This is a genomic window from Isoptericola sp. NPDC056578 (assembly GCF_042793275.1).
GTDB lineage: Bacteria > Actinomycetota > Actinomycetes > Actinomycetales > Cellulomonadaceae > Isoptericola.
The window spans coordinates 19,843-33,830 of record NZ_JBHTVC010000008.1 but is presented as its reverse complement, the minus strand read 5'-3'; the positions used below and the strand labels follow the sequence as shown (position 1 = coordinate 33,830).

The window sequence follows — 13,988 nt, the reverse complement described above, 5'->3', positions numbered from 1 at the left end:
TACGGTCGGGGGATGCGGATCGACCTCGCCGGCAGGACGGCGCTCGTGACCGGATCGACGCAGGGCATCGGCCTCGCCATCGCGCGCGGGCTCGCGTCCGCGGGGGCGCGCGTCGGGATCAACGGCCGCTCGGAGGAGTCCGTGGGCCGCGCGCTCGACGAGCTCGCCCGGGACGTCGAGGGCTTCGAGGGGGTGGCGGTGGTGGCCGACGTCGCCACCGACGACGGGTTCGCCGCCGCCGTCGACGCGCTGCCCGACGTGGACGTGCTGGTCAACAACCTCGGCATCTTCGAGTCCCGTCCCGCGCTGGAGATCACCGACGCGGAGTGGCGGCGCTACTTCGAGGTGAACGTGCTGGCCGCTATCCGCCTGATCCGCCACCACCTGCCCCGCATGACCGCTCGCGGCTGGGGCCGGGTGCTCGACATCGCGAGCGACTCCGCCGTCGTCATCCCGGCGGAGATGATCCACTACGGCGCGTCCAAGACGGCGCTGCTCGCGGTCTCGCGCGGCTTCGCCAAGGAGGCGGCCGGTACCGGCGTCACGGTGAACTCCGTCATCGCCGGTCCCACGCACACCGGCGGCGTGGAGGACTTCGTCCACCAGCTGGTGGACCGTGACCTGCCGTGGGACGAGGCGCAGCGCGAGTTCATGGTGCGGTACCGGCCGCAGTCGCTGCTCCAGCGCCTCATCGAGCCCGAGGAGATCGCGAACCTGGTGGCCTACCTCGCCTCGCCGCTCGCGTCCGCCACCACCGGAGGCGCCGTCCGCGTCGACGGCGGCTACGTCGACTCGATCCTCCCCTGAGACCCGATCCGCACCCTCCCCCACCTGCGCCCGCGCGCCTGTCGGCGACCCCGGGCACCATGTCCCCCATGGAGTCGCGACCCAAGGTCACGCCGCTGACGCGCCCGACGGCGCGCCGCAGCCACGTCCCCCCGCTCGGGGTGCACCCGACACCGGACGGCGGGATCGACGTCGCCGTCGCCGCGGCGCACGCGGACGCGGTGGAGCTCTGCCTGATCGACGTCGTCGAGCCGCACCGCGACGCGCACGACCCGGCGCGGTACGCGGAGCGGAGGGTCCCGCTCGACGGGCCGGTGTACGGCGTGTGGCACGCCCACGTGCCCCACGTGCGGCCCGGCCAGCGGTACGGCTTCCGGACGCACGGCGCGTGGGACCCGGAGGCCGGGCACCGGCACAACCCGGCCAAGCTGCTCGTCGACCCGTACGCCCGGGGGCTGGCGGGCGACCTCACCTACGGCCCGGAGACGCTGGGGGCGGTGAGCGCGCCGCTCGACCCGGACGACCCCGACTCCCCGGAGGGGCGCTCGTGGGTGGCCGAGCGGTACGGCGCCCCGGACGACCGCGACTCGCTCGCCTTCGTGCCGCACTCGGTCGTCGTGGCGTCGCACCCGGGGCCGCCGCCGCTGAGCCGCCCGCGCGTGCCGTGGGCGGACACCGTCGTCTACGAGGCGCACGTCAGGGGCCTCACGGCGACCCACCCGGACGTCCCCCCGGAGCTGCGGGGCACGTACGCGGGGGTCGCGCACCCGGCGACGATCGCGCACCTGACGAGCCTGGGCGTCACCACGCTCGAGCTGCTGCCGATCCACGCGTTCGCCAGCGAGCCGCACCTCGTGGCCCGCGGCCTCACCAACTACTGGGGCTACCAGACGCTCGGGTTCTTCGCCCCGCACGCGGCGTACGCGACGCGGGCGGCGCGCGAGGCGGGGCCGGCGGCCGTGCTCGACGAGGTCCGCGGCATGGTGCACCTGCTGCACGACGCGGGCATCGAGGTGCTGCTCGACGTCGTCTACAACCACACCTGCGAGGGCGGCGACGACGCGCTGCACGTGGCCTGGCGCGGCCTCGACAACGCGGGCTACTACCTGCACGACGGCGCGTCGCCGGCCGCGCTGGCCGACGTGACCGGCACGGGGAACTCGCTCGACTTCCGCCGCCCGCGGGTGGTGCAGCTCGCGCTGGACTCGCTGCGCTACTGGGCCGAGGTGGTGGGCGTGGACGGGTTCCGCTTCGACCTGGCGGTGACGCTGGGCCGGGGCCAGCACGGCTTCTCCCCCGACCACCCGTTCCTCGTGGCGCTGCAGACCGACCCCGTGCTGAACAACCTCAAGCTGGTCGCGGAGCCGTGGGACGTCGGGCCGGGAGGCTGGCAGACCGGCAACTTCCCGCCGCCCATGGCCGAGTGGAACGACCGCTTCCGCGACGCCGCGCGCGGGTTCTGGCTGGACGCCGCGCGCGAGGGCTCGCACGGCCGGCCCATGCACGGCCTGCGCGAGCTCACCACCCGCCTCGCGGGCTCGGCCGACCTGTTCGGGCACTCCGACCCGCCGCTGGTGCGCGGGCCGGTCGCGTCCGTCAACTACGTGACCGCCCACGACGGGTTCACCCTCGCCGACCTGGTCGCCTACGACCACAAGCACAACGAGGCCAACGGCGAGGAGAACCGCGACGGCTCGGACCACAACCTGTCGTGGAACCACGGCGTCGAGGGGCACGCGCCCGGCGCCGAGGACGGGGAGGGCGCGGGCGACACGGGCACCGAGCCCTGGTCCGCCGTCGTGCCGCTGCGGCGGCGCTCGCAGCGCAACCTGCTCGCGACGCTGCTGCTGTCCGCGGGCACGCCCATGCTCACCGCCGGCGACGAGCTCGGCCGCACCCAGCGCGGCAACAACAACGCGTACGCCCAGGACAACCCGATCTCGTGGGTCGGCTGGGACCTCGAGGACGCCGCCCGCGACCTCCTGGACACCACACGCTTCCTCCTGGCGCTGCGCGCCGAGCACCCCGCGCTGCGGGCCGACTCGTTCTTCCTCGGCTCGCCCCGCCCCGGCGAGGACGAGACCGACCTGCTGTGGTTCGCCGTCGACGGCGCTCCCATGGACCGCGACGCCTGGGCTGTCGCGGGGCGCCGCGTCGTGCAGATGCTGCGGCCCGGGCCGGACGACGGCGACGCGGCCGTGCTGCTCGTGCTCAACGGCGGGCTCGACGACGTCGACGTCACCCTTCCCGCCACGCCCGGCGGCGGGGCGTGGGAGCAGGTCTGGAGCTCGGCGTGGGACCGTCCCGAGGCCCCCGACGACGAGGCCGAGGACGCCGTGCTCGAGTCGCTGAGCGTGCAGGTCTTCCTCGGGCGGTGAAGCCGCCGTCCGCGGACCGTTCTCCCCGAGCCGCTCCTCTGCCAGACTGCGCGCATGGATGCTGACGTCGTCGTCATCGGTGGAGGCCTGTCGGGACTCGTCACGGCCACGGAACTGACCGCCGCGGGCCGCCGGGTGGTGCTGCTCGACCAGGAGCCGGAGGCGTCGTTCGGCGGCCAGGCGTGGTGGTCGTTCGGCGGGCTGTTCCTCGTCGGCTCCCCGGAGCAGCGCGCGATGGGCGTGCACGACTCGGCCGACCTGGCGTGGTCCGACTGGCTCGGCTCCGCGCAGTTCGCACCCGGCGCCGACCGCGGCGAGGGCCCCGACCGGCACGGGTACGCGTGGGCCCGCCGCTTCGTGGAGTTCGCTGCCGGCGACCTGCGGTCCTGGCTGCGCGGCAAGGGCGTGCGGTGGTTCCCGCTGGTGCAGTGGGCCGAGCGCGGCGGGTACACCGTGGGGCACGACGACGGGAGGGTGGAGCACGGCAACTCCGTGCCCCGCTTCCACGTCACGTGGGGTACGGGCCCCGGCATCGTCGCGCCGTTCGTCGCCGCCGCGCTGGCCGCCCGCGACGCCGGCCTGCTCGACCTGCGGTTCCGCCGCCGCGTCACCGGGCTGGTCACCACGGACGGCCGCGTGACCGGGGTCCGTGCCGACCTGCTGGCCGACCAGCCGCTCGCCGGGCTGCCGTTCGGCGGCCGGGGCGCGCCGTCGAACCGGGACGTGGTGGGCACCGAGGAGATCTCTGCGGGCGCCGTCGTCGTCGCGACCGGCGGCATCGGCGCCAACCACGACCTGGCACGCGCGCACTGGGACCCCGAGGCCGGCACCCTGCCCGAGCGCATGCTCTCCGGCGTCCCCGACTCGACCGACGGCCTCATGCTCGGGATCGCGGCGGACGCCGGCGCCGCGCTCGTGCACGAGGACCGGATGTGGCACTACCCGGAGGGCATCGCCAACCACTCGCCCGTCTGGACGAACCACGGCATCCGCATCCTGCCCGGCCCGTCGTCGCTGTGGCTCGACGCCGACGGCGGCCGCCTGCCCGCCCCGCTGTTCCCGGGCTTCGACGCGCTCGGTGCGCTGCAGCACGTGACCCGCCGGGGCGACGACCACTCCTGGTTCGTGCTCAACAAGGCGATCATGGAGTCCGAGTTCGCCCTCTCGGGCTCGGAGCAGAACCCCGACCTCACCGGCAAGGACGTCAAGCTCCTCGCGCAGCGGGTGCTGCCGCGCGCCGTCGGGCCGGTGGAACGGTTCGCGAACGAGTCGCCCGAGTTCCTCTGGGCCGACACCACCGACGAGCTCGCCGCGAAGATGAACGCGCGGGTGGACGCCACGCCCGGCTCGAAGGGACACGTGGACCCGGGTGCGCTCGCCGCCGTCGTCGCCGCGCGCGACGCGCAGGTGGCGTCCGGCCTCGGCAAGGACCCGCAGGTGGTCGCGACGCGGGCCGCCCGGGACTACCGCGTCGACAAGCTCATCCGGGTCGCCAGGCCCCGGCCCCTCACGACGCCGAAGGACGGCCCGCTGCTCGCCGTCCGGCTGTCGGTGCTGACCCGCAAGACCCTCGGCGGCCTGTGGTGCGACCCGTCCGGCCGCGTGCTGCGCGCCGACGGGTCGGTGCTGGACGGCCTGTGGGCCGTGGGCGAGGCCGCCGGGTTCGGCGGCGGCGGGGTGCACGGCCACCGCGCGCTGGAGGGCACCTTCCTCGGCGGCTGCCTGCACACCGGCCGCACCACCGGCCGGGCACTCGCCGCGGACGCCTGACGCCGAGATCGAAGCGGAGCGCTCGAGGTCGAGGTCCGGGACATCGACCTCGAGCCCTCGCCGCGACCTCGCGGCACCGTCGTCCACAGATCTGCACCCACGGCCCCGCGCGGCGGCCGCGGCCCCCACGATCGACCCATGTCAAGGACCGCGACGCGCCGGCCAGGCGCACCGACCCCCGACCGCCCCCTGTTGCCGGCCGCCGTGCGGTACGACCCCGAGCGGAGGGCCGAGCTGCGGGAACGGACCCGGGACGACGACCTGGTGCGGCTCCGGCGCGGCGTCTACCTGCCGTCCGTCGACCCGTCGTTCACCACCGCCGTCCGCCGCCGAGCGCAGGTGCTGGCCCATATGACGGCCGTGGCCGAGCGTCTGACCACGACGTTCTGGTTCAGCCATGCGAGTGCCGCGGTCGCGTGGGGGTGCTGGACCTGGCAGCTCGGGCCCCAGGTGCACGTGACCCAGCTGACCCGCCCCGCCCCCGGGCCGGCCGACGACGTCCTCCGGCGCCACGTCTCCCCCGTGCCCGAGCATGATCGCGGCGACCTCGACGGCGTCCCCGTGACGTCGCTGGGCCGCACGGTCGTCGACTGCGCGCGCACGCTCGCGGAGCCGTCGTCCATCGTCGTGGCCGACTCCGCTCTCGCGCTGGGCGTCGACCCGGACGAGCTCACGGGACGGCTCGACCGGTCCCGCGGCGCGCGCGGCGTACGACGTGCGCGGCGCGTGCTCGCCGCGGCGGACGGCGCGTCGGAGTCGCCCCTGGAGTCGCTCGTCCGCTGGCACCTGCTCGCCGCGGGGCTGCCGCGTCCCGTCCACGCGACCCCGGTCGACACCTGGGCCGGCACGTTCTGGGTCGATCTCGCCTGGCCCGACCTCAAGGTCGCGCTCGAGGTCGACGGCGCGGTCAAGTACGACGGAAGGGCGGGCGACCCGCAGCAGGTGCTCCTGGCGGAGAAGCGCCGGCACGACGCCCTCGTCGAGGCGGGGTGGACGATCCTGCGGGTCACGTTCGCCGACCTGCGGGACGTCCGCCGCCTCGTCGCGAGGGTCGAGCACGCCCTGCGTGTCGCCAGGTCGAGGTAAAGCGTCCGAGATCGAGGTCCGGGACATCGACCTCGAGCCCTCGCCGCGACCTGGGCGCGCGCCGGGCTGACCGTCTGGCTAGCGTGGAGGCCGTGACGTCTCCGCAGCCCACGCCGCACGCGCCCATCGGACGGATCCCCGTCCTGCAGCTCTCCCCCGTCGTCGAGGGAGGGCGCTGGCCGGCGAAGGCGGCGGTCGGCGAGGTGGTGCCCGTCGAGGCGACGGTGTTCCGGGAGGGGCACGACGCCGTCGGGGCGACCGCCGTCCTGCTCGCGCCGGACGGCACGGTGCACTCCACCGCGCCGATGTCCGACGTCGCGCCCGGGCTGGACCGGTTCCGCGGGTTCCTCCAGCCCGACGCTCCGTCGGACCCCACGGGCGACTGGTCGTTCCGCGTCGAGGCGTGGTCGGACCCGTACGGCACCTGGTCCCACGACGCGGTGATCAAGTTCGACGCCGGTCAGGACGTCGACCTCGTGCTCGCGGAGGGGCGGCTGCTGTTCGAGCGGATCGTCGCGCCGGGGCTGCAGGCGACCCGCTCCGCCGCGGACGCCGCCGTCCTGGAGGCCGCGGCCCGTGAGCTGGCCGACGCCACGCGCCCGCCCGAGGCCCGCCTCGCGATGGCGATGACGGCCGCGGTCAAGGACGCCCTGCGCCGCGCGCCGCTGCGCGACCTGGTGACCGCGAGCGCCGCGTACCCGCTGCGCGTGAGCCGTCCCCTGGCGCTGGCGGCGAGCTGGTACGAGATGTTCCCCCGCTCGGAGGGCGCGAAGCGCCGCAAGGACGGGACGTGGCGGTCGGGCACGTTCGCCACGGCGGCGAAGCGGCTGCCCGCGATCGCGGAGATGGGCTTCGACGTCGTCTACCTCACGCCCGTGCACCCGATCGGCACGACGTTCCGCAAGGGCCGCAACAACACCCTGGACCCGCAGCCGGGCGACCCCGGCAGCCCGTACGCGATCGGCTCGCCGGACGGCGGGCACGACGCGATCCACCCCGACCTGGGCACGGAGCGGGACTTCCGGGCCTTCGTGGCGGCCGCCCGCGCCGAGGGCCTGGAGGTGGCGCTGGACCTCGCGCTGCAGTGCTCCCCCGACCACCCGTGGGTCACGGAGCACCCCGAGTGGTTCTCGGTGCGCGCGGACGGCACCATCGCGTACGCCGAGAACCCGCCGAAGAAGTACCAGGACATCTATCCGCTGAACTTCGACCGCGATCCCCAGGGGCTGTCGGAGGAGATCCTGCGGATCGTGCTGCTGTGGATCGACCGCGGGGTGACCGCGTTCCGCGTCGACAACCCGCACACCAAGCCGCTGGACTTCTGGGAGTGGCTGCTCGCGCAGGTGCACGCGGCGCACCCCGAGGTGATCTTCTTGTCGGAGGCGTTCACGCGGCCCGCGATGATGCAGACCCTGGCGCGGATCGGCTTCCACCAGTCGTACACGTACTTCACCTGGCGCAACACCAAGGAGGAGGTCGAGGAGTACCTCCAGGAGGTCTCGGGGCCACAGGGCTCCGTGCTGCGCCCGTCGTTCTGGCCCACGACGCACGACATCCTGCCCCCGTACCTGCAGCACGGGGGCGTGGCCGGCTTCGCGGTGCGCGCCGTGCTGGCGGCGCTCGGCAGCCCCACGTGGGGCGTCTACTCCGGGTACGAGCTGGTGGAGAACGTGCCCCGCCCGGGCGTCGAGGAGCAGATCGACAACGAGAAGTACGAGTTCAAGCCGCGGGACTGGTCGCAGGCCGACGTCGTCGGCGTCTCGACGCTGCTGCGGCGGCTGAACGAGGTCCGGCGCGCCCACCCGGCGCTGCGGCAGCTGCGCGACCTCACGGTGCACCCGACGACGAACGACCAGGTCGTCGCGTTCTCGCGGCGCGTGCGGGCCGAGCACCTGCCCGCCGCGGGCCGACCGGGCGCCACGCAGGACGACGTCGTGCTGGTCGTGCTCAACCTCGACCCGTGGACGACGCAGGAGTCCACGCTGTTCCTCGACCTGGAGGCGCTGGGGCTCACGCGGCCGGACGGCGTCGAGGACCAGCCGTTCTTCGTCGCCCACGACGAGCTGTCCGGCGCCACCTTCCCGTGGGGCGCCCACCCGTACGTCCGCCTCGACCCGCGCGAGCAGGTGGCCCACGTCCTGACGATCGGGCTGGCATGACGGGGCCGACATGAGCAGGCCCCGATGACGCCCCAGGTGCCGCGCCCGGTCACGCGCCAGGTGCCGGTGCAGGCGCTGCCCACCCGGCCGCAGCCCGCGCCGCCGCCCCTGGACAAGCCGGGCCTGTCCGAGGACCCGGAGTGGTACCGCACGGCCGTGTTCTACGAGGTCATCGTCCGGGCCTTCTCGGACACGGGCGGGGCGGGGACCGGCGACCTGCGCGGCGTCACGGAGCGGCTCGACTACCTGCAGTGGCTGGGCGTGGACTGCCTGTGGCTCCCGCCGTTCTACCCGTCGCCGCTGCGCGACGGCGGGTACGACGTCGCCGACTACACGTCGATCGCGAGCCAGTACGGCACGATCTCGGACTTCACGGAGCTCATCGAGGCGGCGCACGCGCGCGGCATCCGCGTGGTGGTGGACCTCGTGATGAACCACACCAGCGACCAGCACCCGTGGTTCCAGGCGTCGCGGTCGGACCCGGAGGGCCCGTACGGCGACTTCTACGTGTGGTCCGACGACGACACGCGCTACGAGGACGCGCGCATCATCTTCGTCGACACGGAGACGTCGAACTGGACGTTCGACCCGGTGCGGCGGCAGTACTTCTGGCACCGGTTCTTCCACCACCAGCCGGACCTCAACTTCGAGAACCCCCGCGTGGTCGACGCGATGCTCGACGTGGCGCGGTTCTGGCTGGGGGTCGGGGTGGACGGCTTCCGCCTCGACGCGGTGCCGTACCTGTTCGAGGCCGAGGGCACCAACTGCGAGAACCTGCCGGAGACGCACGCGTTCCTGCGCCGGGTGCGCCGCATGATCGACGACGAGTTCCCCGGCCGCATCATGCTGGCCGAGGCGAACCAGTGGCCGCAGGACGTGGTGGACTACTTCGGCACGGCGGACGAGCCCGAGTGCCACATGTGCTTCCACTTCCCCGTCATGCCGCGGGTGTACTACGCCATGCGGGACCAGCGCGCGCGGCCCCTGCTCGACATCCTCGCCGACACGCCGGACATCCCCGCGCCGGGCGGGCAGTGGTCCACGTTCCTGCGCAACCACGACGAGCTCACCCTCGAGATGGTCTCGACCGAGGAGCGGGCGGCGATGTACGGGTGGTTCGCGCCGGACCCGCGCATGCGCGCCAACATCGGCATCCGACGCCGCCTGGCGCCGCTGCTCGACAACTCGCGCAAGGAGGTGGAGCTGGCGCACGCGCTCCTGCTCAGCCTGCCGGGCAGCCCGTGCCTGTACTACGGCGACGAGATCGGCATGGGCGACAACATCTGGCTGCCCGACCGGGACGCCGTGCGCACCCCCATGCAGTGGACGCCCGACCGCAACTCCGGCTTCTCCACCGCCGACCCGGGCAAGCTGTACCTGCCGCTCGTGCAGTCGCTGGTGCACCACTACCAGCACGTCAACGTCGAGGCGCAGCTCGCGCAGCCGTCCTCGCTGCTGCACTGGGTGCACGGCATGCTCGCGGTGCGGCGGCTGCACCCCGCGTTCGGCACCGGGGCGTTCGCGCCTCTCGAGGCCGACGACGACGCCGTGATCGCGTTCACCCGGACCTCGGCGGACGAGACGCTGCTCGTGGCGGCGAACCTGTCCGCGACGGCGCGGTCGTCCCTCGTGCGGGTGCCGGGGCGCGCCGGCTGGACGCTCACCGACCTGTTCGGCGGCGCCCGCTTCCCCGACGTCGGCCCGGACGGCACCGTGTCGATGACGTGGGGGTCGCGCGACTTCTACTGGCTGCTCCTCACCCCGCCCGCACCGCAGACCGTCGGGGACGAGCCGGCATGACCGCCGTGCGGCCGGCCGCGGGAGTGCCCGACCCGAGCGTCGGGGAGCTCCTCGCGGCCTGGCTGCCCGGCCGACGGTGGTTCCCCGCGGGCGGCGCGAGCGCCGCCGGCGTGCGGGTCGAGCCGTGGCTCGCGGTGACGTTCGACGACGACGCCCCGGGTGGCCTCGACGAGCCCGACGGGGCGGACGTCGTCGTCCTCCTCGTGCGCCTGCGCGGCCCGGGCGTGCCGGGCGGCGAGGTGGTCGCGCAGGTGCCGCTCGTGCTCACCGACCCGGCCGCGCGCGGCCCGGGGTTCGTCGCCGACGTCCGCACCGCCGCGGGCGACGTCGCCGTGCACGACGGCGGCGCGCACCCCGCCTGCTGGCTCGCCCTGCTGCGGGCGGCCGGCGTGGGCGACGGCGTGGCGGCCGACGCGCTCGTCGCGGGCGGGCGCGTGGTCGCCGGCGAGCAGTCGAACACGAGCGTCGTGCTGCCGGGCGTGCCCTCGCCCGACGGCACCGGCGGGATGCTCAAGATCCTGCGCACCGTGGCCCCCGGGCCGCACCCCGACGTCGTCGTGCCCCGTGCCCTGACCCGCGCCGGCTGGGACGGCGTGCCGCGCTTCCTCGGTGCCCTCCAGGTGCCCACCGCGCCGGGCACGACCACCGCCCTCGCCGTGGTCGGCGAGCTGGTGCCGCGCGCCCGCGACGGGTTCGAGCTGGCCTGCGAGCACGCCGGCCGCGGCGAGTCGTTCGCGCACCTCGCCGCCGACCTGGGCCGCGTCGTGGCGGAGCTGCACGCGGTGCTGCGCCAGGCGATGCCGCCCGGTCCGCTGCTCGACCCGGCGACGTTCGTCGGGGGCCTGCGCGACCGGGCGGCGCTCGCCGTCTCCGAGGCGCCGGGCCTGGCGGTCCGGGCCCCCGCGATCGACGCGCTCCTCGACGACCTGCAGGCCCGCCTGCCGCGGCTGCGCCTGCAGACCGTGCACGGCGACCTGCACCTCGGCCAGGCCCTGCACGGCGAGACCGGGTGGAAGCTCCTCGACTTCGAGGGCGAGCCGCAGCGACCCGCCGCCGAGCGCACCGCCCCCGACCTCCCGCTCCGCGACGTCGCGGGCATGGTCCGCTCGTTCGCGTACGCCGCCGCCGTCGGCGGCGCGCCCGACCCGTGGTGGGAGGCGGAGGCCGTGCACGCCTTCCTCGCCCGCTACCGCCAGTCGGCGGACACGTCTGCGGCCGTGAGCGGCCTGACCACCCGCCGCCCGCCGGAGCTCGACCCGCCCACCGCCGACGCCGTCCTCGCCGCCCTCGTGCTGGACAAGGCGCTCTACGAGGTGGTGTACGAGACGCGGCAACGGCCGACCTGGGTGCACATCCCCCTGTCGGCCGTCGACCGCGTGCTCACCCGGCCGCGCTGACCCCACCCAGCAGGTCGTTCGCCGTGCGCACGGCGGCGGCGAACTCCTCCGGGTCGCCCCCGGGCGAGGTGATCCGGAGCGTCACGCTCTGGCCCGCACGCAGCGTGACGAGCCCGACGTCGACGCGTGCCGCCGGGTCCACCACGTCGACCGGGCAGAAGATGTCACGGGCGAGCGACGTCGCGGTCAGCCGCAGCTCGCAGCCCCCGGGGGCAGGCGACGACTCGATCCGCAGCGGGTTCGGGTCGAGCCGCTGGTCCACGACCTCGGCCCCGTGCCGCAGGGCCGTCGCCACGCCGGACTCAGGGTCGTCGGCCGTCGCCACGAGCACCTCGGCCGCCGCGTCGTCGAACGTGGCGACCTCGGCGGGCACGGTCACCGTCGCCGCGCCGCGGGCGGGCGCGTCGACCTCGACGGTCGCCTTGGCCAGGACCGACCCGTCCAGCGCCTCGCGCGTGACCGTCCAGGTCCCGGCCAGGCGCTCACCGGTGTCGTTGACGACGACCAGCGCGACGGTGTCGGGCGCCGGCTCCAGCCCCTCCCACGTGGCGGCCCGCGCCGCCTCGGACGCCCGCGGCTGGAAGGTGGCCAGCCGGGGCGCGTACGCGGCGCGCAGGGCGTGCCACAGCGGCTTGCGGTGCTCGTCGTGGTCGACCGCAGCCCACGACACCACCGGCCAGTTGTCGTTGAGCTGCCACATGATCGCGCCGGTGTTGTGCGGCGTGAGGGACCGCACGTGCTCGATCCCGAAGCGCACGGCGTGCGCCTGGTTGAGCTGCGTCGTCCAGTGCCAGTCCTCGATCGTCGCCGGGTCGGGCAGGTGCCCCTGCCAGCCGCGCTCGAGCTTGGCGTTGCCCAGGTGCGCCTTCTGGTGCACGAGCATCTGGTGGCCGAACGGGTCGAGCGGCTCGTCGTGGACCACGCGCGTGAGCGTCGACCAGGCGGGCGGCCCCTGGAAGCCGAACTCCGACAGGAACCGGGGCCGGTAGCGGGCGTAGACCGAGTAGTCCTCCCGGTTCCACACGTCCCAGATGTGCATGGTGCCGTAACGCTCGTCGTTCGGGTGCCGGTAGTCGCCGAACGAGTACGGGCTCGCCGGCGAGTACGGGCGCGTGGGGTCCAGCTTCGCGAGCACGCCCGGCAGCAGCTCGCGGTAGTACAGGTCGCCCCACGCGCGGCCGCCCAGCCGGCCGGCCCAGCCCCAGTCGACCGAGCCCCAGGTGTTCTCGTTGTTGCCGTTCCAGATCACGAGCGACGGGTGCGGGCTGAGCCGCGTGACGTTCTCGCGGGCCTCGGCCTCCACCTCGGCGCGCATCGGCTCGTCCTCGCTGTACGCCGCGCAGGCGAACGGGAAGTCCTGCCACATGAGCAGGCCGTGCTCGTCGGCGAGGTCGTACAGGTCGTCCGACTCGTAGATGCCGCCGCCCCACACCCGCAGCAGGTTGACGTTCGCCTCGAGGGCGTCGTCCACCCGGCGCGCGTACCGGCCGCGGTCGACCTCCGTGAGGAACGCGTGGTCGGGGATCCAGTTCGCCCCGCGGACGAGCACCGTCTCGCCGTTGATCTTGAGCAGGAACGGCGCGCCGGAGTCGTCGGGCGTCGTGTCCAGCTCGACGGTACGGAACCCGACCCGCCCGGCCCACTCCGCGACGTCGGTCCCGTTCGACGCGGACACCTCCACGCCGTACAGGGGCTGGTCGCCGTGACCCAGCGGCCACCAGAGACGCACGTCCGGCACGCGGACGGTCACCACGGCGGTGGTCTCCCCCGCCGGCACGACGCCCTCCGCCTCCGTCGACCGGCCCTCGGGGTCGGTGAGCAGCACACGCACGGGCACGTCGCCGGTAGCCTCCGTGCCGTCGCGCTCGATCTCGACGTGCGTCGTCAGGACGCCCTCCGGGCTGCCGTCCGACCCTGCCACGACGTCGACGAGCGGACGGACCGACACGACGCGCACGCCCGACCAGGAGTCGAGGCCGATCGGCTTCCAGATGCCCGCGCCGGCGACGTCGATGCCCCAGTCCCATCCGAACGAGCAGGCCATCTTCCGCAGCTGGTTGTACTCGTGATGGTTGGTCGACGGCAGCACCCCGTCGCGCTCGGCGCGGGCCAGCGCCTCGGGCACGGGCGCGGCGAACGTGACGGCCAAGGAGTTGTCGCCCTCGCGCAGCGCGCCACGGGCGTCCCACCGGAAGGACCGGAACATGTTCTCGGTCCGCCCGAGCTCGACCCCGTTCAGCTCCACCGACGCCACGGTGTCGAGGCCGAGCGCGACGAGGTCGTGCCGCGCCGCGTCTCCCGGCTGCCACTCGAACGTCGTCGCGAACCGCCACGAGGTGTCGCCGATCCACTGCTGCGCCGCCTCGTTGTCGCCGTCGAACGGCTCGTCGATCAGTCCTTCGCGGTGCAGGTCGAGGTGCGCCTCGCCGGGCACGGCTGCCGGGATCCCGCCCGCGAGCGCCGATGCCACGCCGTCGGGCGCGTCGGCCGCGAGCTCGGCGGCGGTCAGGCTCCACCCCTGGTGCAGGGCGCGGAAGGTCGTGGGGAGGTGCGTCATGGCGGAGTCCTTCGTGGTTCGCAGGGAGTTCGCTGGGTGCCGACCCGGTCAGGGT

General features: G+C 74.6%; 8 protein-coding genes. 7 read left to right on the top strand and 1 reads right to left on the bottom strand.

From position 1 onward, the window contains the following. Positions 1-12 precede the first annotated feature (12 nt). From ACFQ80_RS05195 to ACFQ80_RS05165, 7 genes are all read left to right on the top strand, one after another. Complete coding sequence (locus tag ACFQ80_RS05195; protein ID WP_430562819.1) at positions 13-807, top strand: SDR family NAD(P)-dependent oxidoreductase; 795 nt, start codon at positions 13-15, stop codon at positions 805-807. 68 nt (positions 808-875) lie between these two features. Beyond that, positions 876-3,164, top strand: coding sequence for a glycogen debranching protein GlgX (gene glgX / locus ACFQ80_RS05190; protein WP_430562818.1), 2,289 nt, complete (start codon positions 876-878; stop codon positions 3,162-3,164). A 54-nt stretch (positions 3,165-3,218) separates the two neighbouring features. Further along, the gene (locus ACFQ80_RS05185; RefSeq protein ID WP_430562817.1) at positions 3,219-4,934 is read left to right on the top strand and encodes an FAD-binding dehydrogenase; all 1,716 of its coding nucleotides are present in this window, start codon (positions 3,219-3,221) and stop codon (positions 4,932-4,934) included. A gap of 138 nt (positions 4,935-5,072) precedes the next feature. Then, complete coding sequence (locus ACFQ80_RS05180) at positions 5,073-6,020, top strand: hypothetical protein (protein WP_430562816.1); 948 nt, start codon at positions 5,073-5,075, stop codon at positions 6,018-6,020. 83 nt (positions 6,021-6,103) lie between these two features. Further along, entirely contained in the window at positions 6,104-8,179 is a 2,076-nt protein-coding gene (locus ACFQ80_RS05175) for a maltotransferase domain-containing protein (protein ID WP_430562815.1), read from the top strand. 24 nt (positions 8,180-8,203) lie between these two features. Further along, a complete protein-coding gene (gene treS / locus ACFQ80_RS05170) occupies positions 8,204-9,979 on the top strand; it encodes a maltose alpha-D-glucosyltransferase (RefSeq protein WP_430552044.1) in 1,776 nt (591 codons plus the stop codon). Continuing rightward, on the top strand, positions 9,976-11,376 hold the full coding sequence (locus ACFQ80_RS05165; protein WP_430562814.1) for an aminoglycoside phosphotransferase: 1,401 nt from the start codon (positions 9,976-9,978) through the stop codon (positions 11,374-11,376). The genes treS and ACFQ80_RS05165 overlap by 4 nt, the downstream gene beginning before the upstream one ends. Here ACFQ80_RS05165 and ACFQ80_RS05160 read toward each other — a convergent pair. Continuing rightward, a complete protein-coding gene (locus ACFQ80_RS05160) occupies positions 11,360-13,933 on the bottom strand; it encodes a glycoside hydrolase family 2 protein (RefSeq protein ID WP_430562813.1) in 2,574 nt (857 codons plus the stop codon). The genes ACFQ80_RS05165 and ACFQ80_RS05160 overlap by 17 nt on opposite strands. Positions 13,934-13,988 lie beyond the last annotated feature (55 nt).

Excerpts from the sequence above, each read along its gene's own strand:
- treS (WP_430552044.1), top strand. The coding sequence starts at position 8,204 with ATGACGCCCCAGGTGCCGCGCCCGGTCACGCGCCAGGTGCCGGTGCAG.
- glgX (WP_430562818.1), top strand. The coding sequence starts at position 876 with ATGGAGTCGCGACCCAAGGTCACGCCGCTGACGCGCCCGACGGCGCGC.
- ACFQ80_RS05185 (WP_430562817.1), top strand. The coding sequence starts at position 3,219 with ATGGATGCTGACGTCGTCGTCATCGGTGGAGGCCTGTCGGGACTCGTC.
- ACFQ80_RS05160 (WP_430562813.1), bottom strand. The coding sequence starts at position 13,933 with ATGACGCACCTCCCCACGACCTTCCGCGCCCTGCACCAGGGGTGGAGC.
- ACFQ80_RS05180 (WP_430562816.1), top strand. The coding sequence starts at position 5,073 with ATGTCAAGGACCGCGACGCGCCGGCCAGGCGCACCGACCCCCGACCGC.
- ACFQ80_RS05195 (WP_430562819.1), top strand. The coding sequence starts at position 13 with ATGCGGATCGACCTCGCCGGCAGGACGGCGCTCGTGACCGGATCGACG.
- ACFQ80_RS05165 (WP_430562814.1), top strand. The coding sequence starts at position 9,976 with ATGACCGCCGTGCGGCCGGCCGCGGGAGTGCCCGACCCGAGCGTCGGG.